Source organism: Staphylococcus borealis (assembly GCF_001224225.1).
Lineage (GTDB): Bacteria > Bacillota > Bacilli > Staphylococcales > Staphylococcaceae > Staphylococcus > Staphylococcus borealis.
This window is the reverse complement of sequence record NZ_CUEE01000004.1, coordinates 81422-100675: the sequence shown is the minus strand read 5'-3', so window position 1 is coordinate 100675 and position 19254 is coordinate 81422. Positions and strand designations below refer to the sequence as shown.

The 19254-nt window shown below is 34.6% G+C and carries 19 protein-coding genes and 1 pseudogene; 11 read left to right on the top strand and 9 right to left on the bottom strand.

Annotation, left to right across the window (positions count from 1 at the left end; all coding sequences use genetic code 11):
- Window positions 1-7: 7 nt before the first annotated feature.
- The 5 genes from AK212_RS06125 (at window position 8) to AK212_RS06105 (ending at window position 5435) form a co-directional block, all read left to right on the top strand.
- Window positions 8-367 (top strand): HesB/IscA family protein, encoded by a 360-nt coding sequence (locus AK212_RS06125; protein WP_053029805.1) that lies wholly within the window; start codon window positions 8-10, stop codon window positions 365-367.
- A 365-nt stretch (window positions 368-732) separates the two neighbouring features.
- Window positions 733-1941, top strand: coding sequence for an NAD(P)/FAD-dependent oxidoreductase (locus AK212_RS06120; protein ID WP_053029803.1), 1209 nt, complete (start codon window positions 733-735; stop codon window positions 1939-1941).
- A 109-nt stretch (window positions 1942-2050) separates the two neighbouring features.
- Entirely contained in the window at window positions 2051-3523 is a 1473-nt protein-coding gene (locus AK212_RS06115) for a leucyl aminopeptidase family protein (protein ID WP_053029801.1), read from the top strand.
- A 191-nt stretch (window positions 3524-3714) separates the two neighbouring features.
- Window positions 3715-5034 (top strand): Na+/H+ antiporter family protein, encoded by a 1320-nt coding sequence (locus tag AK212_RS06110; RefSeq protein ID WP_053029798.1) that lies wholly within the window; start codon window positions 3715-3717, stop codon window positions 5032-5034.
- A gap of 23 nt (window positions 5035-5057) precedes the next feature.
- Window positions 5058-5435 carry a PaaI family thioesterase gene (locus AK212_RS06105; protein ID WP_053029796.1) on the top strand — a complete coding sequence of 126 codons (378 nt, stop codon included), beginning with the start codon at window positions 5058-5060 and terminating at the stop codon, window positions 5433-5435.
- Between the two features lie 209 nt (window positions 5436-5644).
- Here AK212_RS06105 and AK212_RS06100 read toward each other — a convergent pair whose 3' ends face one another.
- The 9 genes from AK212_RS06100 to AK212_RS06060 form a co-directional block, all read right to left on the bottom strand.
- Window positions 5645-6811: an NAD(P)-binding domain-containing protein gene (locus tag AK212_RS06100; protein WP_053029794.1), complete on the bottom strand. Its 1167-nt coding sequence runs from the start codon at window positions 6809-6811 to the stop codon at window positions 5645-5647.
- Between the two features lie 169 nt (window positions 6812-6980).
- Window positions 6981-7337, bottom strand: a complete 357-nt coding sequence (locus AK212_RS06095) for a Na+/H+ antiporter subunit G1 (RefSeq protein WP_053029793.1) — start codon at window positions 7335-7337, stop codon at window positions 6981-6983.
- Complete coding sequence (locus AK212_RS06090; RefSeq protein ID WP_053029792.1) at window positions 7315-7605, bottom strand: Na(+)/H(+) antiporter subunit F1; 291 nt, start codon at window positions 7603-7605, stop codon at window positions 7315-7317. The genes AK212_RS06095 and AK212_RS06090 overlap by 23 nt, the downstream gene beginning before the upstream one ends.
- Window positions 7605-8084: a Na+/H+ antiporter subunit E gene (locus AK212_RS06085; RefSeq protein WP_053029791.1), complete on the bottom strand. Its 480-nt coding sequence runs from the start codon at window positions 8082-8084 to the stop codon at window positions 7605-7607. Before AK212_RS06085 ends, AK212_RS06090 begins: the two co-directional genes overlap by 1 nt.
- Window positions 8084-9583: a Na+/H+ antiporter subunit D gene (locus tag AK212_RS06080; RefSeq protein WP_053029789.1), complete on the bottom strand. Its 1500-nt coding sequence runs from the start codon at window positions 9581-9583 to the stop codon at window positions 8084-8086. Before AK212_RS06080 ends, AK212_RS06085 begins: the two co-directional genes overlap by 1 nt.
- The gene (gene mnhC1, locus AK212_RS06075) at window positions 9576-9917 is read right to left on the bottom strand and encodes a Na+/H+ antiporter Mnh1 subunit C (RefSeq protein ID WP_053029787.1); all 342 of its coding nucleotides are present in this window, start codon (window positions 9915-9917) and stop codon (window positions 9576-9578) included. Before mnhC1 ends, AK212_RS06080 begins: the two co-directional genes overlap by 8 nt.
- Window positions 9917-10345, bottom strand: coding sequence for a Na(+)/H(+) antiporter subunit B (locus AK212_RS06070; RefSeq protein WP_053029785.1), 429 nt, complete (start codon window positions 10343-10345; stop codon window positions 9917-9919). Before AK212_RS06070 ends, mnhC1 begins: the two co-directional genes overlap by 1 nt.
- The gene (locus AK212_RS06065; protein WP_053029783.1) at window positions 10326-12737 is read right to left on the bottom strand and encodes a Na+/H+ antiporter subunit A; all 2412 of its coding nucleotides are present in this window, start codon (window positions 12735-12737) and stop codon (window positions 10326-10328) included. The genes AK212_RS06070 and AK212_RS06065 overlap by 20 nt, the downstream gene beginning before the upstream one ends.
- Before the next feature lie 133 nt (window positions 12738-12870).
- A complete protein-coding gene (locus AK212_RS06060; protein WP_053029782.1) occupies window positions 12871-13251 on the bottom strand; it encodes a kinase-associated lipoprotein B in 381 nt (126 codons plus the stop codon).
- A gap of 68 nt (window positions 13252-13319) precedes the next feature.
- Between AK212_RS06060 and AK212_RS06055 the strand changes: the two genes are divergently transcribed.
- From AK212_RS06055 to AK212_RS13815, 6 genes and pseudogenes are all read left to right on the top strand, one after another.
- Complete coding sequence (locus AK212_RS06055; protein ID WP_053029781.1) at window positions 13320-13916, top strand: peptidylprolyl isomerase; 597 nt, start codon at window positions 13320-13322, stop codon at window positions 13914-13916.
- Window positions 13917-14192: 276 nt separating this feature from the next.
- Window positions 14193-14573: a S1 domain-containing post-transcriptional regulator Ygs gene (gene ygs / locus AK212_RS06050; RefSeq protein ID WP_053029779.1), complete on the top strand. Its 381-nt coding sequence runs from the start codon at window positions 14193-14195 to the stop codon at window positions 14571-14573.
- A gap of 200 nt (window positions 14574-14773) precedes the next feature.
- Window positions 14774-15901: an NADH-dependent flavin oxidoreductase gene (locus AK212_RS06045; protein WP_053029778.1), complete on the top strand. Its 1128-nt coding sequence runs from the start codon at window positions 14774-14776 to the stop codon at window positions 15899-15901.
- A 406-nt stretch (window positions 15902-16307) separates the two neighbouring features.
- Window positions 16308-17498, top strand: coding sequence for an ornithine--oxo-acid transaminase (locus AK212_RS06040; protein ID WP_053029776.1), 1191 nt, complete (start codon window positions 16308-16310; stop codon window positions 17496-17498).
- Window positions 17499-17605: 107 nt separating this feature from the next.
- Window positions 17606-18850, top strand: a complete 1245-nt coding sequence (locus tag AK212_RS06035) for a Glu/Leu/Phe/Val family dehydrogenase (RefSeq protein WP_053029774.1) — start codon at window positions 17606-17608, stop codon at window positions 18848-18850.
- A gap of 151 nt (window positions 18851-19001) precedes the next feature.
- Window positions 19002-19131: pseudogene (locus tag AK212_RS13815) on the top strand (ISL3 family transposase); the annotation flags it as partial.
- Between the last annotated feature and the right edge of the window lie 123 nt (window positions 19132-19254).

Here is a 19254-nt window from a genome sequence, read left to right as displayed (position 1 = left end):
ATAATTTATGCCAACTGTAACATTAACTGAAGCGGCAGCGTATGAAGTTAAAGATATGTTGAAGAGCAATGACATGGAAGATGGCTATTTAAAGATTAAAGTAAACGGTGGTGGTTGCACAGGCCTTACGTATGGTATGTCAGCCGAAGAACAACCTGGCGAGAATGATGAAGTACTCGAATTCTACGGTTTGAAAGTATTAGTAGATAAATATGATGTACCTGTATTAAATGGGACAACGATTGATTTCAAACAATCTTTAATGGGTGGTGGCTTCCAAATTGATAATCCAAATGCCATCGCTTCATGTGGCTGTGGTAGTTCATTCAGAACTGCTAAAGTAGCTGGAAACCCTGAAGAATGCTAGGATAAGTTCAAATCATTTGTCTCTATCATTGATTTTCGAAGACGTCATTGTATGGATAATATGATTATTTTAATATTCGTCTTGTTGTAGCTTGAAAATGAACTATAAAAGCTATAAAATTGAAGATGGATTGAACTTTGTCTTTTTTGTGAACGTAAGTTCATAAAATCGAACTGAAAATGAAAGTGTTGACTAAGACTATAAATGGGGATGAACAGTTAGGTTAAGTGCAAAGTCTTTGGATAGAATCAGATAAACATATATTAAATTAAACTATATTGTTATGTCTGAACTTTGTTATGTTCTGAAGTTTGTAGCCTTTTTCTACATTTAAGAAAATAATAATGAAAGCTTAGGTGAATGAAATGGCACAAGATCGTAAAAAAGTACTTGTTTTAGGTGCAGGTTATGCTGGTTTACAAACAGTAACTAAATTACAAAAAGAACTTTCTGCTGAAGAAGCGGATATTACATTAATTAACAAAAATAAATATCACTATGAAGCAACTTGGTTACACGAAGCTTCAGCTGGTACATTAAACTATGAAGATTTAATTTACCCAATTGAAAGTGTAATTAAAGAAGATAAAGTTAAATTTATCAATGCAGAAGTAACTAAAATCGATCGTAACGCTAAAAAAGTAGAAACTAATCACGGTATCTATGATTACGACATTTTAGTAGTAGCATTAGGTTTCGAAAGTGAAACATTTGGCATTGATGGTATGAAAGACTATGCATTCCAAATCGAAAATGTTGAAACTGCACGTAAATTATCTCGTCATATCGAAGATAAATTTGCTAACTACGCAGCTTCTAAAGAAAAAGACGATAAAGACTTAGCTATCTTAGTTGGTGGCGCAGGCTTTACAGGTATCGAATTCTTAGGTGAATTAACTGAAAGAATTCCTGAATTATGTAATAAATATGGTGTTGATCAAAACAAAGTTAGAGTAACTTGTGTTGAAGCTGCACCAAAAATGTTACCAATGTTCTCTGACGAATTAGTTAATTATGCAGTTAGCTACTTAGAAGACCGTGGTGTTGAATTCAAAATTGCTACACCAATCGTTGCATGTAACGACAAAGGTTTCGTCGTTAAAATTAACGATCAAGAACAACAATTAGAAGCAGGTACAGCAATCTGGGCTGCTGGTGTTCGCGGTAGTAAATTAATGGAAGAATCATTCGAAGGCGTTAAACGTGGTCGTATCGTGACTAAACAAGATTTAACAATTGAAGGTCATGATGATATCTTCGTTATTGGTGATGTTTCAGCATTCATCCCAGCTGGTGAAGAACGTCCATTACCAACTACAGCACAAATTGCTATGCAACAAGGTGAACACGTTGCTAAAAGCATTAAAAATATCTTAAACGGTCAAGCACCAACAGACTTCGAATATGTTGACCGTGGTACTGTATGTTCATTAGGTGCTCATGACGGTGTAGGTATTGTTTACGGTAGAGATATTACTGGTAAAAAAGCTGCATTCATGAAAAAAGTTATCGATACACGTGCAGTATTCAAAATTGGAGGCGTAGGCTTAGCATTTAAAAAAGGTAAATTCTAAGTTATTACGTTAATATAGTCATCCTTGCGGGGGTGGGACGACGAATTTATAAAGAATTCTGTCCCACGCCCTCTTTTTTTATATTACATTCAATAAGGAGTGAGAGGTTATGGTTAATTTCAAAATATGTAACAATGCATCTTTACAATCAGAAGTATTGATTCTAGGTTTACCTGACCACATCAATCAACTCGGTACTATCCATTACAATAATCAGGATTTGACCCATCAAATAGATACATATCGTCATCATCATTTGGTTAGCAGCAAATTAGGTAAAGTATCTTCAACCTTATTACCATTAGCAGATACATCTAAACGACTTATTACAGTTGGATTAGGAAATTTAAAATCGCTTGATTATGCTGCATTATTGAAAGTATTTGGCCATTTGTTTCAATTTTTAAAAGAAGAACAAGTAACTGAAGCAGATGTACTATTCGATACATTGATTTCAAAACAAGTGGAACAAAGTAAAGTTGCAGAGGTTATGGGACTTCAAAGTGAACAGTCGATTTATAGTTTTGATAATTATAAATCTGATAAGACTGCACCGTATCAATTAGAGTTAAATATTACGTCTGCCACTGAAGATTTGAATCAATATATCATTAATGGTAAGACAATCGGTCAATCTATTAACCTAGCACGTGACTTTAGCCAGATGCCGCCGAATATACTAACGCCTAATTACTTTGCTGAACAAATTACGCAACACTTTGCGCAATCATCAGTAGCAGTTGATATAAAAGATGGTAACCAACTATTAGATGAAGGATTTGGACTTATTCACGCGGTAGGTAAAGGTTCTGAGCATCCTCCAGTTGTTATAACGATGACTTACAATGGTGGGGATAGTAATGACGCACCCATTGCATTGGTAGGTAAAGGCATTACATATGATTCAGGTGGTTATAGCATTAAATCTAAGATTGGCATGCAAACCATGAAATTTGATATGTGTGGCGCAGCAAATGTAGTTGGTATGATTGATGCTGCATCACGTTTACAACTTCCTATCAATATTGTAGGGGTTATCGCTTCCGCTGAAAATATGATTAGTAATCAAGCAATGAAACCGGATGATGTATTAACGGCATTAAGTGGTGAAACCGTTGAAATGTTAAATAGTGATGCGGAAGGACGATTGGTATTGGGAGATGCAGTATTTTATGCTAACCAATTTCAACCGAAACTTATTTTAGACTTTGCTACACTTACAGGTGCAGCTGTTGCAGCATTAGGTGAAGATAAGGCAGCTATATTTAGTTCTAATGCAGATAAAGAAATTGAGGCTATACGTCTTAGTGCTAAAGCAATGGATGAGTATGCATTTGAATTACCAATGACACAAACTGAGCAGCGACTAATACGTCAGTCAGATGTTGCAGATTTAGTTAATCATACAAATGGACACGGGAAAGCACTCTTTGCAGCGACATTTATTACACATTTTAGTGGTGCTACACCCCATATTCATTTTGACATAGCTGGTCCGGCAACAACGACTAAGGCCAGTTATAAAGGTCCAAAAGGTCCAACTGGCAGTATGATAACAACTGTATTGAATTGGCTAAGATAAGTTAAATATGAAGTAATGATTTAGTCTTTAAGAGTGGAAACAATTACTAATACGCGTTTCCACTCTTTATTTATGTCAATGATCTTATTAAATTTGAATGTAATCTTACATTGACATCGTCTTAACTACTTGGTAAGATAAAAAACATATAAAATACTTTAGTTCGGTAGAGAGATAAAGGATGTGTTGTTATGTTAAATGCAGTTGTTATTGCTGTACTATTAATGATTATTCTATGTTTATGTAGATTGAATGTAGTGATAAGTTTATTTATTAGTGCACTCGTAGGCGGTCTCATTTCTGGTATGAGTATTGAAAAGGTCATTAGCGTATTTGGTAAAAATATTGTAGATGGTTCTGAGGTAGCATTAAGTTATGCATTACTTGGTGGGTTTGCTGCATTAATCTCTTATAGTGGTATTACAGATTATCTTGTAACTAAGATTATTCGTGCAATTCACTCTGAGAATAGTAGACTTTCAAGAATCAAAGTAAAAGTTATTATTATCGTAGCATTGCTTGCGATGAGTATAATGAGTCAGAACCTCATTCCAGTTCACATTGCTTTTATTCCAATTGTTATTCCGCCATTGTTAAGTTTATTTAATGATTTGAAGATTGATAGACGACTAATTGGATTAGTCATCGGATTTGGTTTATGTTGGCCTTATGTATTATTACCTTATGGCTTTGGTCAAATTTTCCATCAAATCATTCAAAGTGGTTTCCAAAAAGCACATCATCCTATCGAATTTAATATGATTTGGAAAGCTATGTTAATTCCTTCACTTGGTTATATCGTTGGATTAATCTTAGGTATGATTTATTATCGTAAACCACGTGAATATAAAACTGAAACGTATGTAGAAGATGAAAATGCGACAACAGAAATTAAACCATACGTACTCATCGTTACCATCGTTGCTATCTTAGCTACGTTCTTAGTACAAACATTTACAGATTCAATGATTTTTGGCGCATTAGCGGGTGTTCTTGTATTCTTTGTTTCAGGAGTTTATAAATGGAAAGAATTAGACAGCCAATTTGTTGAAGGGATTAAAATTATGTCATTTATTGGTGTCGTTATTCTTTCAGCGAATGGGTTCGCTGGTGTGATGAATGCGACTGGTGATATCGAAAAATTAGTATCAAGCTTGACTGATATTTCTAGTGGCCATAAATTAATCAGTATTATTATTATGTATATCATTGGCTTAATTGTAACTTTAGGAATTGGATCATCATTCGCAACGATTCCTATTATTGCCACTTTATTTATTCCGCTCGGCGCTTCGTTAGGTTTAAATACGATGGCTTTAATCGCCTTAGTTGGTACGGCAAGTGCGTTAGGTGATTCAGGTTCACCTGCGAGTGATTCTACACTAGGACCAACAGCTGGTTTAGATGTGGATGGACAACATGATCACATACGTGATACATGTATACCTAACTTCTTGTTTTATAATATACCTTTAATGATATTTGGCACGATTGCAGCTATGATATTATAAGTGTATATGAGGTGAAATAAGAAATGACGAACTTATTAGAAACGTTTGAAATGAAGATAGAAGAAGTGTCAGAAGGTAGCGTAGTTATCTCTATGCCAGTGACGGATAAAGTTAAACAACCATTTGGTTACTTGCATGGCGGTGCCTCAATTGCTTTAGGTGAAACAGCATGTTCATTAGGTGCTGCTCATTTAGTAGATACCGAGTCATTTATACCACTGGGGCTGGAAATGAATGCGAATCATATTCATTCAGTTAAAGAGGGTCGTGTGATTGCTACAGCAACAATTATTCATCAGGGAAGTACGACTCAAGTGTGGAATGTAGAAATAAACAGTGAACGAGGACAGCTAATTAGCATTATGAGAGGAACGATTGGCATTAAACCGTTAAAGCAATAAACGCACATATGCTACTTAAGTTCAATTAAGTATCGTTTGAAATACTTTTATTATAAAAGCTTTAGACTAAGTAAAGAACGCAGGCGTAGGACGATGAATTCATGATGAATTCTGTTCTACGTCTGCGTTTTTGTTGGGGATGGGACGACAAATTTAAAAAATTTTCCCAATCCCTAGTGTTGGTATGTTAATACTGACGTCTAATTAAATTATGCATGTTTTTGGATATGTTGATCTGATAAACGTTGATAGGCTTGTTTAATTCTTTGAGCTGCTTCACGTCCACCCATAATATTTCTAGCAAATGGTCCTAGCTCTAAATCAGCTAAACCGCCAGATACGAATAACTGTGGCAACCATTCTAATTCAGGGCTAATGGAAGGGAAACCACAATGTGTTAGTGGTGCATGTTCATTCGTAATTAATGATTGAATCATAGGTTGCTGTAATAGTGTAGATTTAAAACCAGTTGCTAATAAAATAAAATCATAGGGCTCAGTTGAATGTTGTGTGTGAATATGATGTTGATCAACTGATTCAATTGTATCTTTATGAATGATAAGACGTCCAGACTGTACATGTTTCTTTAATCGTAAATAAAGTTCTCTCGGCATTGATCCTTTGTGTCGTTCTTGTTGTATGATAGACATTCGTTCTATAGAAGAATCAATATTTAAAAAACGACTCATATTTTTAGGGCCAAGCCAACCTGGATCAGCATCAAAATGTTGTATGTCAATATCTTTATTCATCCACAAATGCACTACTTTATCGTGAGATTGATTGATCAGTTTCAAAGTTAAATGTGCAGCAGAAATACCACTACCAACAACGTGCGAACTGTGTTCATACATACTTGAATTAAAAGACGTATCAAAAATATGGCATGCATTATCAACGTGTTGATAAATATCAGGAATATAAGGTTGATGCGTACATCCATTTGCTAATATCACACAATCTGAATGAATCACTTGGTTATGATTTAATTGAATTTGCCATTGTTCATCATTTCTTGCTAAAGATTTCACGTATCCTTGAATATGACTTTCATTTAAATCGTAGTGATGTACTTGCTCATGAACATGATGCATAAACATATCAGTTTGTGGACGTTGATATTGACCATATGTAGCATGAGTATATTGTTGCATTTTAGCAAATTGCTTTAAATGAAATGGGTTAGGGTGAATATGATGTACAATAGGAGAGCGTAAATAGGGCATACTGATACGATGTGAAAAATCATTAAATTGTTCACATAGTGATGAATAAGGATCGATAATACTTAAATCATGTTGCGATAATCCTAAAGCTCTAAGTTGAATTGCAATCGTTGTACCTTGTATGCCACCACCGATAATTGTCCAATGCATAGTAACACTTCTTTCTTAGTAAAACGTAATAATTACGATTTATAATAGCGTAATTAGTCTAATTAGACAATAAAAAGCGAGTACAAGATAGCAATCACTTTGAATTCTATCCCGCACCCGCGTTTATGATTAGAAGTAAACCAAGTCTTTGTTTTGTTAGGACCTTGAGTTATATCTTTTTATTTTTAAATTCATTTTTAAGTTCATCAATTTTTGTATCTTTAGTGTAAGGTGTTTTATTATTATAGGCTGCTCTCATAATTAAGTGACTTGAGAGTGGGCCAGTTACAAGGATAAAAAGAATACCAAAAATCAATTGCATATTAATATATCCGTCAGTAGCAATAAAGTATAAGAATGTACCAAACAGAAGGAAAATAGCACCTAAAGTTGCCGATTTACCAGCAGCATGGCCTCGTGAATAAATATCTTTCAATCTTATAATGCCTATAGCTGTAACAGCACTAATAATTGCCCCTAAAATAACAAAGATAACTGCCAAACTAGTGATGATGCTCGTTATCACGTTCAATCACCTTACCTTTATCCATATATTTTGAGAAGACCGCTGTACCTAGAAAGGCCAAGATACCAATTAACAAAATGGCAACGAGTAGATATTCCGCCCCCATAAAAATACTATATAGCGCAATACATGCCATTAATTGTAAACCAATTGCATCAAGTGCTAAAATTCTATCAGCTAATGTAGGACCTTTGATAATACGCGTAAACATCGCTAACATTGATAGGGCAACAATAATTAAAGCAATCATCATTATGATTTTTACCATTAGTCTTCGCCCACCTCTCTAACTACTCTCTCTAATGAAGATTTTATACCTTCAATTTCTTCTTCTTTTGTGCTGAAATCTATAGAGTGAATGTATATTTTTTTTCTATCATCGCTAATACCTAATACGACTGTTCCTGGTGTCAAAGTAATTAGATTAGATAATAATACGATTTGCCAATCTGTTTTTAAATCAGTGTGATATACAAAGAAACCTGGTTCATTTTTAAGTTTAGGTTGTAGAACAATCTTTAATACATCAATATTGGCTTTTAATAATTCTACGAAAAATACAACTGCCAGTTTTAAAATCTTATAAACTTTAATTAAATAAAATCTTCCTGGTAATATTCTACTAAATAAATATACCAATCCTAGTCCTAGTATGAATCCGAGTAAGAGGTTATTTAATGTATAGCTACCACTTAGGAAAATCCAAATAAAAGCTAAGATGAAGTTTAAAATAATTTGAATCGCCATTATGATCTACCTCCTAAGACACTCTTGATATAGACGCTAGGATCATAAAATGATTGAGCCGCCTCAGATATTATTGGATATAATAGATCAGCAGATAATCCAAATACAACGGTAATGATGACAGCTATAATAGAAATTGTAGTTGCTTGTTTAACATTAACGTTTTGTGTAACTTCATATCCTTTTGGTTCTCCGAAAAAGCCTTTCAAGAAAATGTGAATAACGGAATAGAGTACTACTAAACTTGAAAGTAATACAATAAGGCCACTGACATAAAAGCCTTTTTCAAAGGTTGCTTGTACGATGTAATATTTACCATAAAAACCACTTAATGGCGGTATACCAGCTAAACTTAGTGCTGCGATGAAGAAAGTCCATCCAAGCACCGGATAGTGTTTGATAAGACCACCAAAGTCTTTAAGACTGGTTGATTTCGTAATTTGATACATCACACCGATAAGTAAGAATAGGGCAGTTTTAACTAACATATCATGGATTGTATAGTAAATAGCACCTATAATACCCGCTTCATTCATCATGGCTACACCAACTAAGATAACGCCTACAGCAATCATGATGTTATAAATAATAATCTTTTTAGTGTCATCATAGGCGATGGCACCTACCGAACCAAATATGATCGTTAATAAGGCTAAGAATAAAATCGTATAATGTGAAAAACTCATTGTATCGTGGAAGAACAAGCTCAATGTTCTTAAAATCGCATATACACCAACTTTTGTTAATAAAGCACCGAAAAATGCAATAATTGCAAATGGTGGCGCATAGTATGAACCTGGCAACCATACATACATAGGGAAGGCACCAGCTTTAGTTGCAAATACGAAAATAAATAAAATAAAGACAATACTTAAGAGCCCACCGTGAGTGTTAGACAATGTAGATAACTTCTCACTAATATCCGCCATATTTAACGTACCAACGATAGAATATAAAATCGCAACCGCCATCACAAAGAATGTTGAAGTAACAATATTGACCAATAAATATTTAACTGTTTCACGCAATTGGATACGCGTACCACCAAGTACGAGTAGTGCGTACGATGACATTAAGAAAACTTCAAAGAATACAAATAAGTTAAAAATGTCACCAGTTGTAAATGCGCCGATAATACCGACTAACATAAATGTGATAGAGAAATGGAAGTAATAACGTTCTCTATCGATGCCTGCAGTTGTAAACGAAAAGGCAGTAATTAAAATAGTAATAATAATACTAGTCACAATTAACATTGCACTGAAACTATCTAGTAAAAAGATAATGCCATAGGGTGCAGGCCAAGAACCTAATTCTACTTTTAGTGGTCCGTGAACATAAACATTATATAAATTTACAATCGCAACGATTAATGTAAGCAACAAACCGATTATCGTGACATATCGTTTTGCACGATAACGTTGTCCTAAAAAGACCAATATAATTGCTGTAAAAATAGGTACGACTAATGAAAGGACGACTAAATTATTTTCAATCATCATCTAACACTCCTTTCATTCTTTCTACGTTGTCTGTACCTAACTCTTTATATGTTCTAAATGCTAACACTAAGAAAAAGGCAGTTGTCGCAAACGCGATAACGATTGCCGTAAGTATTAATGCATGGGGTATAGGATCAACATATTGACTAATCGCCTTTTCATAGATGGGCATTTCGCCATGTTTTAATCCACCCATTGTAATTAAAAATAAATTGGAAGCATGTGTAATTAATGTTGTCCCCATAACAATACGTATCAAACTTTTAGATAAAACGAGATAGACACTAATTGAAGTGAGGATGCCACATACAAATATCATGATTATTTCCACTATTCGCTCTCTCCAATCGTTATAATAATTGTCATGATCGTTCCAACTACTGCACATAGCACGCCAAAATCAAAGAACATAGGCGTGTTCATATGCACAGGTTGAAGTAGGGGCAACGGTATATTAAATTCTGTGTGCGTGAAAAAGTTTTGACCATAGAACCAACTCGCTAATGGTGTGCCAACACAAAATAATAAGCCAATACCAATTAGAATTTTAAAATCCCATGGAAATACTTTTTGCATCGTCTTAATATCAAATGCAATTGCAATGATTGTTAGTGCACATGATAATAATAAGCCACCTACGAAACCGCCACCTGGTGTGTAATGTCCTGCGAAGAATAATGTGACACCAAATAAGGCGATTAGAAAAGCGATAATAACAGCAGCATATTGAAACATTAAATTATTGTTCTGTCTGTTCATCACGTTTCACCTCACTTGATTGATGTTTACGACGCAATTTAATCATTGTATATACACCTAAACCGGCAATACCTAATACAGATGATTCAAATAATGTATCCATACCACGGAAGTCAACAAGGATGACATTTACCATATTCTTACCATGTGCTAAATCGTAAACATGTGCTTTATAGTATTCTCCGATAGACGTAAAATGTCTGTTGCCATATGCAATTAAGCCTAAGATGATAACTACTAGACCCACACCTATAGAGATAAGTGCATTCGTTAATTTAAATGATCGCGTTTCATTATAGCGATTTAAATTCGGTAAATGATAGAAACATAACAAGAATAGCGCTGTTGAAATAGATTCTACAACGAATTGTGTTAATGCAAGGTCTGGTGCTTTGAAAAATACAAATAGCACGGATACTGAATATCCGACGACACCGAGCATAATAACGCTAAATAAACGAGATTTCGCTATGACAACCATAAATGCTGCGATGACTAATAATATTAAAATCGCAATTTCATAAATATGAATATTATTAATATCTTTAAAATTAAAATCAAATGGAACGTTTAATAATGTCACAATCGTAACGACGATAAGCATGCCGAATATTATGACTAAACTATCTCTAACATAACCATTTACATAACTATTCGTCATGTTCGCTGAATAATTAGGTAAATATTTTCCAGTTGAATCATACCAATGATTCAATGTAAGACGTGTTGGTTGTGCGTGCAATAATCGAATCCAATAACTAAATGTGAGTAGTAATAGAATACCGATTACCCAAATTATTAATGTTGAAATAAATGCAGGTGTAATACCATGGAATAAATGGAATTCTGCATTCACATTATGCATGCCACTTATTGCAGTTGTAGCTGGTTCAACAATAGATTGTGTTATCAATCCAGGGAACAAGCCAAAGACAATAACGAGCACAGCTAAAATGATTGGAGATAGTAACATTAGTATTGAAGCTTCGTGTGCTTTTTTTGGCAAGGCATTCGGCTGATGTTTACCAAAGAATATATACGTAATAAATTTGATTGAATAAACGAAAGTGAAAATACTTCCCACTATAGCTAAAATAGGGAAAATAATACCTAACGTATTTAAGCTAAACAGATTAGCATGAGAAATCTCAATCATGGCTTCAAGGAATTTCTCTTTAGAAAGGAAGCCATTGAATGGTGGAATACCAGCCATACTCAAAGCTGTAATAACAGTTATGGTGAATGAGATAGGCATAATCGTTAGTAAGCCACCAAGTTTTTTAACATCTCTTGTACCTGTAACATGATCAACAGCGCCTGTAATCATAAATAGCGCACCTTTAAAAGTAGCATGATTGACTAAGTGAAATACTGCTGCAGTAAAGCCAGCGATATACAATTGACTCTGACTTCCCTCGAAGTGATAACTTACGGCACCAATACCTAACATTGACATAATCATGCCAAGCTGAGACACAGTTGAAAAGGCAAGGATACCTTTTAAATCGTGTTGTTTAGTTGCATTTAAAGATGCCCAGAATAGTGTGATTAAACCGACTAATGTAATGGTCCAAATCCACCCTTGAGAAATTGCAAAGAGTGGTGTGACACGCGCTACTAGGTACAAGCCAGCCTTAACCATCGTAGCTGAGTGTAAGTATGCACTCACTGGGGTAGGTGCTTCCATTGCGTCTGGTAACCAAATATAAAATGGTACTTGCGCTGATTTTGTGAATGCACCTAACATAATGAGTACCATTGCTAAAGTGAATAAAGGACTATGTTGAATCACTGAAGCATTAGCAATGAGTTCATGTAAGCTAAGTGAATCGCCAGCTAGAGAAATTAAAATGAATCCCCCTAATAAACTTAAACCACCAAACACTGTAATAATTAAAGATTTCTGTGCACCATAAATTGATGCGCGTTTTTCTCTCCAGAATGAAATAAGTAAAAAACTTGAAAAAGACGTTAATTCCCAAAATAAATATAAAATGATTAAATTGTCTGAAAGGACAACGCCTAACATTGCACCCATAAAAAGTAATAAATAACAATAAAAGTTACCAAGTTGTTCAGACTTACTTAAATAGCCAACAGAGTATAAGACGACTAATGAGCCGATACCTGTGATAAGTAAACTAAATAAAATACTTAAGCCATCGAGGTATAAATCAAAATTCATACCTATATGAGGCATCCAGTTTAATGTTTTTATTACTGTATTACCTGACTGAGTAGTCGCAATATGAGATAAGAAATAAATAAATAAGACAACAGGAATAGGTAATACAAACCAACCTAAATGAATCTTTTTATAGAATCGATAAAGAATTGGAATAAGGAGTGCAAATATTAACGGTAGAATGACCGCAATATGTAACAAACTCACTATGTTATCCTCCTTAAAAAATATTTATGAAATATATTATACATGAATCATATTGTTCTGAAAAACGACGATAACGCTTACGGGTAGCGATTTTTCGGAACTTGTTAAATAAGAAGAAACACGTTCAAATTTCCTATAAAAATTTTTGTTTATATTGAATTGAGTAGTCATTTTTTAGATTTTCAAGATTAGTTAATGCTAATTTTGCAAATTCTGTATCCTGTTGTTTTAAATCATTTTCCATTTTTGTAATGGCTTGTTGCAATGACGCTTCATAAGGCATTGCTTCTACATTGAATTCACGTAATTGTGAACGTGTTGCATAACGTTTCTCATAATGACTTAAAGCACGTCTTTCATGGAAAAAGACACCTTCCGTTTGACCTGGGTTATGTAAATCACCTTGTTTTGGATGTTTAATCACTTGTTCGACTTGGACGAGAACTTGATCATCATTCTCTTCTTTAATTGTGACACCATAAGCACCCGTCTTATGCGAGAATCGATATAACATGCTATATTACTTCCTTTCAAATGTGTTAAGATGTATCTATATCATCATAACATGAATGGAGAATTGAAATGACTAACTATCCACAACTAAACAAAGAAATACAAGATAATGAAATTAAAGTAGTTATGCATACAAATAAAGGCGATATGACATTTAAACTGTTCCCAGATATCGCACCGAAAACAGTTGAAAATTTTGTGACACATGCAAAAAATGGTTACTACAATGGTATTACTTTCCACCGTGTCATTAATGACTTTATGATCCAAGGGGGCGACCCAACAGCGACTGGTATGGGTGGTGAAAGTATTTATGGTGGCTCATTCGAGGATGAGTTCTCATTAGAAGCTTTCAACTTATACGGTGCACTTTCAATGGCAAATGCAGGACCAAACACAAATGGTTCACAATTCTTTGTCGTACAAATGAAAGAAGTACCTGAATCTATGGTGAATCAATTAGTAGATGGTGGTTGGCCTGAACCAATCGCTAAAGCTTATGCTGAAAATGGTGGTACACCTTGGTTAGACCAAAAACACACAGTATTTGGCCAACTTATCGAAGGTGAAGCAACATTAGAAGATATTGCAAATACGAAAGTAGGGGCACAAGATAAACCTGTACATGATGTAGTCATTGAATCTATTGATGTAGAAGATAAATAATCAGTGGCTATACAATAAAAGTTCTGTCTAGCGAGTCGGCGGTTGATGTCGATTCGCTTTTTTATGAGATGCCTATTTGAATCTATTGCCAACGGCGCAGCATAAGTTAGCAATTGTCACAGGATGCATTTAAATGCGAACGTTTAAGTCATAATCGTCAGCAGGCGTATAATATTATTGAAAAAATGTGGATTTTTATTGGTTTATAGTTAGTCCAAGTTTGTGATTTATGCTATTATAATTATGTTAAGTAAATCGAAGTAAGGGGTTATCAAGTTGAATAATCACTATAAAGCAGGTCAGCATATTAAAGTGCGTGTGACTGGCATTCAACCGTATGGCGCTTTTGTTGAGACCCCTGACCATACTGAAGGACTTATCCATATTTCAGAAATTATGGATGATTATGTCCACAATTTAAAAAAATTTCTATCAGAAGGACAAATCGTTAAAGCAAAAATTTTATCAATTGATGATGAAGGAAAACTCAATTTGTCTCTTAAAGATAATGATTACTTTAAGAATTATGAACGAAAAAAAGAAAAGCAGTCAGTATTAGATGAAATTAAAGAAACAGAAAAGTATGGGTTTCAAACGCTTGAAGAACGCCTACCGGTCTGGATTAAACAGTCTAAACGTGCGATTCGTAATAATTGATTGACTGTTAACACGCTCAGCTAACGTTATATGTTACATATAACGCTAGCTTTTTTAGTATCTTCGTTTATAAGTGTGATGACTAGTTTCTATGTAAGACGCTAAGTATATGTATGCATGCACATGCAAGCAAAATATTGGTGGAAGATGATTTCTTCGTGCTATAGTCTAGTCATAATAAAAATGGAAAGGACTTACTTATGAATAATAAATACGAAAAATTATTTGAAACAGTCACATTACCTAACGGGGTTGAATTGAGAAATCGCTTTGTTTTAGCACCATTGACGCATATTTCATCTAATGATGACGGTACGATTTCAGATGTTGAAATACCATATATTGAAAAGCGTTCTAAAGATGTAGGTTTAGCAATCAATGCTGCAAGTAATGTTAACGATATCGGTAAAGCTTTTCCGGGACAACCTTCTGTTGCACATGATTCAGATATAGAAGGACTCAAACGTTTAGCGCACGCAATGAAGAAAAATGGCGCTAAAGCATTAGTTCAAATCCACCATGGCGGTGCCCAAGCTTTACCTAATTTAACACCAAATGGAGATGTGGTTGCGCCGAGTCCAGTCACATTAAAAAGCTTCGGACAAACAGAAGAACATGCCGCTAGAGAAATCACACCAGAAGAAATTGAACAAACTATCAAAGATTTTGGTGAAGCTACACGACGTGTCATTGAAGCTGGCTTTGACGGTGTAGAGATTCACGGTGCCAATCACTATTTAATCCATCAATTTGTATCTCCATATTATAATAGAAGAAATGATGAATGGTCTGACCACATGAAATTTCCAACTGCTGTTATAGATGAGGTATTAAATGCCAAGGAACAATATGCAAATGATGATTTCATCGTCGGTTATCGCCTTTCTCCTGAAGAAGCAGAATCACCAGGTATTACTATGGAAATTACAGAACAACTAATCCATACAATTACTGAAAAATCCATTGATTATGTTCATATTTCTTTAGGCGATATTCATTCAAAAACAAGAGAAGGTAAGTATGCTGGACAAGAACGATTGAAATTAATCCATCAATGGGTTAATGGTCGTATGCCTGTCATTGGTGTAGGTTCAGTATTTACAGCTGATGATGCATTAGATGCGATTGAGTCAACAGAAGTTGAACTTGTAGCGCTAGGTCGTGAAATACTATTAGATTATAATTTCATCAGCAAAATTCAAGAAGGTAAAGAAGATCAAGTTTTATCAGAATTTGACCCAAATCGCGAAGATAAACATGGATTAACACCTAATTTATGGAATCAATTTAACGAAGGCTTTTATCCTTTACCTCGTAAAGATAAATAAGTATGAACGATTGGTTCGTCTTTATAAAGAAATGTTGACTTAGCATTATATTGTAATGGTGCGCGTGCATGATATGTTAAGTCATGTGTCGTTATTCAATTTAATGATATGACAAGCTGAAACAGATTATGGCAATGACATTTGCTTTAACCTGTTTTTTTAATATGACAAATATTGAAGTATTTTATTTATCGGAAAATTTTTAATATTTTGCTTGTAAATTTATTGGGAGATATGTCATTATATCTGTAAGGGCTTTCATTTAGATTCAAAGGGCATATATGATGTAATATTTAATCATTTCATGCTCTTATTAATTTTGCACATATCCTCAATGTATATAGCATCGAAAGCCGCAAACGTATGGCCATTAGTTTTAATATAAATTAAGCAAAGGGGAGATATTATGACTAAGTCAGAACAAATTATTGAATTAACAAACCACTATGGAGCACAAAACTATGTACCACTACCAATCGTTGTAGCAGAGGCGGAAGGTATTTGGGTAACTGATCGAGAAGGTAATAAATACATGGATATGCTTTCAGCTTATTCAGCTGTAAACCAAGGTCACCGTCATCCTAAAATTATTCAAGCGCTTAAAGATCAAGCTGATAAAGTTACTTTAGTTTCTCGAGCGTTTCACAGTGATAATTTAGGTGAATGGTATGAAAAAATATGTAAATTAGCTGGCAAAGATAAAGCATTACCAATGAATACGGGCGCAGAAGCAGTTGAAACTGCATTAAAAGCTGCACGTCGTTGGGCATATGATGTTAAAGGTCTTGAACCAGATAAAGCTGAAATTATTGCGTTTAACGGTAACTTCCACGGTCGTACGATGGCACCTGTGTCTTTATCATCAGAAGCTGAATACCAACGTGGATATGGTCCGTTATTAGATGGTTTCCGTAAGGTGGATTTCGGTGACGTTGATAAATTAAAAGAAGCAATTAATGAAAATACAGCTGCTATTTTAGTCGAACCAATTCAAGGTGAAGCGGGTATTAATATTCCACCTGAAGGTTATTTGAAAGCTATCAGAGAATTATGTGACGAACATAACATTCTATTTATTGCCGATGAAATCCAAGCTGGTTTAGGACGTTCTGGTAAACTATTTGCGACTGATTGGGATAATGTTAAACCAGATGTTTATATTTTAGGTAAAGCACTTGGCGGTGGTGTATTACCAATTTCAGTAGTGTTAGCTGACAATGAAGTATTAGACGTCTTTACACCTGGCTCACACGGTTCTACGTTTGGTGGTAATCCATTAGCTTGTGCGACTTCAATTGCTGCATTAGATGTTATTTTAGATGAAGATTTACCTGGTCGTTCAAATGAATTAGGGGAGTACTTTAAGTCTGAATTACAAAAAATTAATCACCCAGCTATTAAAGAAGTACGTGGTCGTGGCCTCTTTATTGGAGTTGAATTACATGAAAGTGCTAGACCATTCTGTGAGGCATTAAAAGAAAAAGGCCTATTATGTAAAGAAACACATGATACGGTGATTCGTTTTGCACCTCCTTTAGTTATTTCTAAGGAAGAATTAGACGATGCATTAGACAGAATTAGAAGCGTATTTAACTAAGTTCAAAAAGTTGTAACATTCATTTTGAAAACCCTTTAAAAAGCAAAGACATGTGTTACAATATGTATGAAAGCGAAATCATTTGTTAAAAAGAGGCGAAAGTGATCATGACTGAGAATAATAATTTAGTGACTTCTACACAAAGTATCATTAAAGAAGCTTTACACAAATTGGGATTTGACGATGGTATGTATGATTTAATCAAAGAACCATTAAGATTCTTACAAGTTCGTATCCCAGTACGCATGGATGACGGTACGGTTAAGACATTTACAGGTTATCGTGCACAACACAACGATGCTGTCGGTCCAACTAAAGGTGGGGTACGTTTCCACCCTGAAGTTGATGAAGAAGAAGTTAAAGCATTATCTATGTGGATGACTTTAAAATGCGGTATCGTCAACCTACCATATGGTGGTGGTAAAGGTGGTATCGTATGTGACCCACGTCAAATGAGTATTCATGAAGTTGAACGTTTATCACGTGGATATGTACGTGCAATTTCTCAATTCGTTGGTCCTACTAAAGATATTCCAGCACCAGACGTATTTACGAACTCTCAAATAATGGCTTGGATGATGGATGAATACAGTGCATTAGATAAATTTAACTCACCAGGTTTCATCACAGGTAAACCTATTGTCTTAGGTGGTTCACAAGGACGCGACCGTTCTACTGCATTAGGTGTAGTTATCGCAATTGAACAAGCAGCTAAACGTCGTGGTAAAGAAATTAAAGGTTCTCGCGTAGTTATTCAAGGATTTGGTAACGCTGGTAGTTTCTTAGCTAAATTCTTATATGACATGGGTGCGAAAGTTGTAGGTATCTCTGATGCTTATGGTGCATTACATGATCCTGAAGGTTTAGATATCGACTATTTATTAGACCGTCGTGATAGCTTCGGTACAGTTACAAACTTATTCGATAATACAATTTCTAACAAAGAATTATTCGAATTAGACTGTGACATCTTAGTACCAGCTGCTATTTCTAACCAAATTACTGAAGATAACGCGCATGATATTAAAGCGGATATTGTTGTTGAAGCTGCAAATGGACCTACGACACCTGAAGCAACGCGTATTTTAACTGAACGCGGTGTGTTATTAGTACCAGACGTATTAGCAAGTGCTGGTGGTGTAACAGTATCTTACTTCGAATGGGTACAAAATAACCAAGGTTATTATTGGTCAGAAGAAGAAGTAAACGATAAATTACGTGAAAAATTAGTAGATGCTTTTGATACGATTTATGAATTAGCTCAGAATAGAAAAATCGATATGAGACTTGCGGCTTATATTGTCGGTATTAAACGTACTGCTGAAGCAGCACGCTATCGTGGTTGGGCTTAAGCCATAATATCAATATAATTAGGCTCTATAATCAATTGGACTGATGACAAAATTCATCAGTCCAATTTTTATGTTTTGAATACAAAAATAGCGCAATTACCTCTATAATTATTAGTTACCACAACAAATAAAAAAGAAAGGTAATGCGCCTATATGTAAGTCTATATTAAATACATTAAAAATTAAAGATAAAAACCTATATTTTTTAAATGAAGTGACTGAGAAAAACATAAATGACAAATGTGCTGTTTTACTATACCAAGCTCACTAATCAACCTACATTATTTATGTCCCAGCCTCAACATTAGGACTCATCAGTCCAATTTGACGAAGCGCCTATAATTAAAACGCTATTGTTTGTTTTGATACAAAAACAAGCGATAGCGTTTATTTTGTTATTCACT

Bases quoted from the DNA above. Each gene is read 5' to 3' on its own strand.
- AK212_RS06100 (WP_053029794.1), bottom strand. From the start codon at position 6,811: ATGCATTGGACAATTATCGGTGGTGGCATACAAGGTACAACGATTGCA.
- AK212_RS06055 (WP_053029781.1), top strand. From the start codon at position 13,320: ATGACTAACTATCCACAACTAAACAAAGAAATACAAGATAATGAAATT.
- AK212_RS06120 (WP_053029803.1), top strand. From the start codon at position 733: ATGGCACAAGATCGTAAAAAAGTACTTGTTTTAGGTGCAGGTTATGCT.
- AK212_RS06080 (WP_053029789.1), bottom strand. From the start codon at position 9,583: ATGATTGAAAATAATTTAGTCGTCCTTTCATTAGTCGTACCTATTTTT.
- AK212_RS06045 (WP_053029778.1), top strand. From the start codon at position 14,774: ATGAATAATAAATACGAAAAATTATTTGAAACAGTCACATTACCTAAC.
- AK212_RS06125 (WP_053029805.1), top strand. From the start codon at position 8: ATGCCAACTGTAACATTAACTGAAGCGGCAGCGTATGAAGTTAAAGAT.
- AK212_RS06035 (WP_053029774.1), top strand. From the start codon at position 17,606: ATGACTGAGAATAATAATTTAGTGACTTCTACACAAAGTATCATTAAA.
- AK212_RS06085 (WP_053029791.1), bottom strand. From the start codon at position 8,084: ATGGCGATTCAAATTATTTTAAACTTCATCTTAGCTTTTATTTGGATT.
- AK212_RS06040 (WP_053029776.1), top strand. From the start codon at position 16,308: ATGACTAAGTCAGAACAAATTATTGAATTAACAAACCACTATGGAGCA.
- AK212_RS06090 (WP_053029792.1), bottom strand. From the start codon at position 7,605: ATGGTAAAAATCATAATGATGATTGCTTTAATTATTGTTGCCCTATCA.
- AK212_RS06105 (WP_053029796.1), top strand. From the start codon at position 5,058: ATGACGAACTTATTAGAAACGTTTGAAATGAAGATAGAAGAAGTGTCA.
- AK212_RS06060 (WP_053029782.1), bottom strand. From the start codon at position 13,251: ATGTTATATCGATTCTCGCATAAGACGGGTGCTTATGGTGTCACAATT.
- AK212_RS06070 (WP_053029785.1), bottom strand. From the start codon at position 10,345: ATGAACAGACAGAACAATAATTTAATGTTTCAATATGCTGCTGTTATT.
- AK212_RS06115 (WP_053029801.1), top strand. From the start codon at position 2,051: ATGGTTAATTTCAAAATATGTAACAATGCATCTTTACAATCAGAAGTA.
- AK212_RS06110 (WP_053029798.1), top strand. From the start codon at position 3,715: ATGTTAAATGCAGTTGTTATTGCTGTACTATTAATGATTATTCTATGT.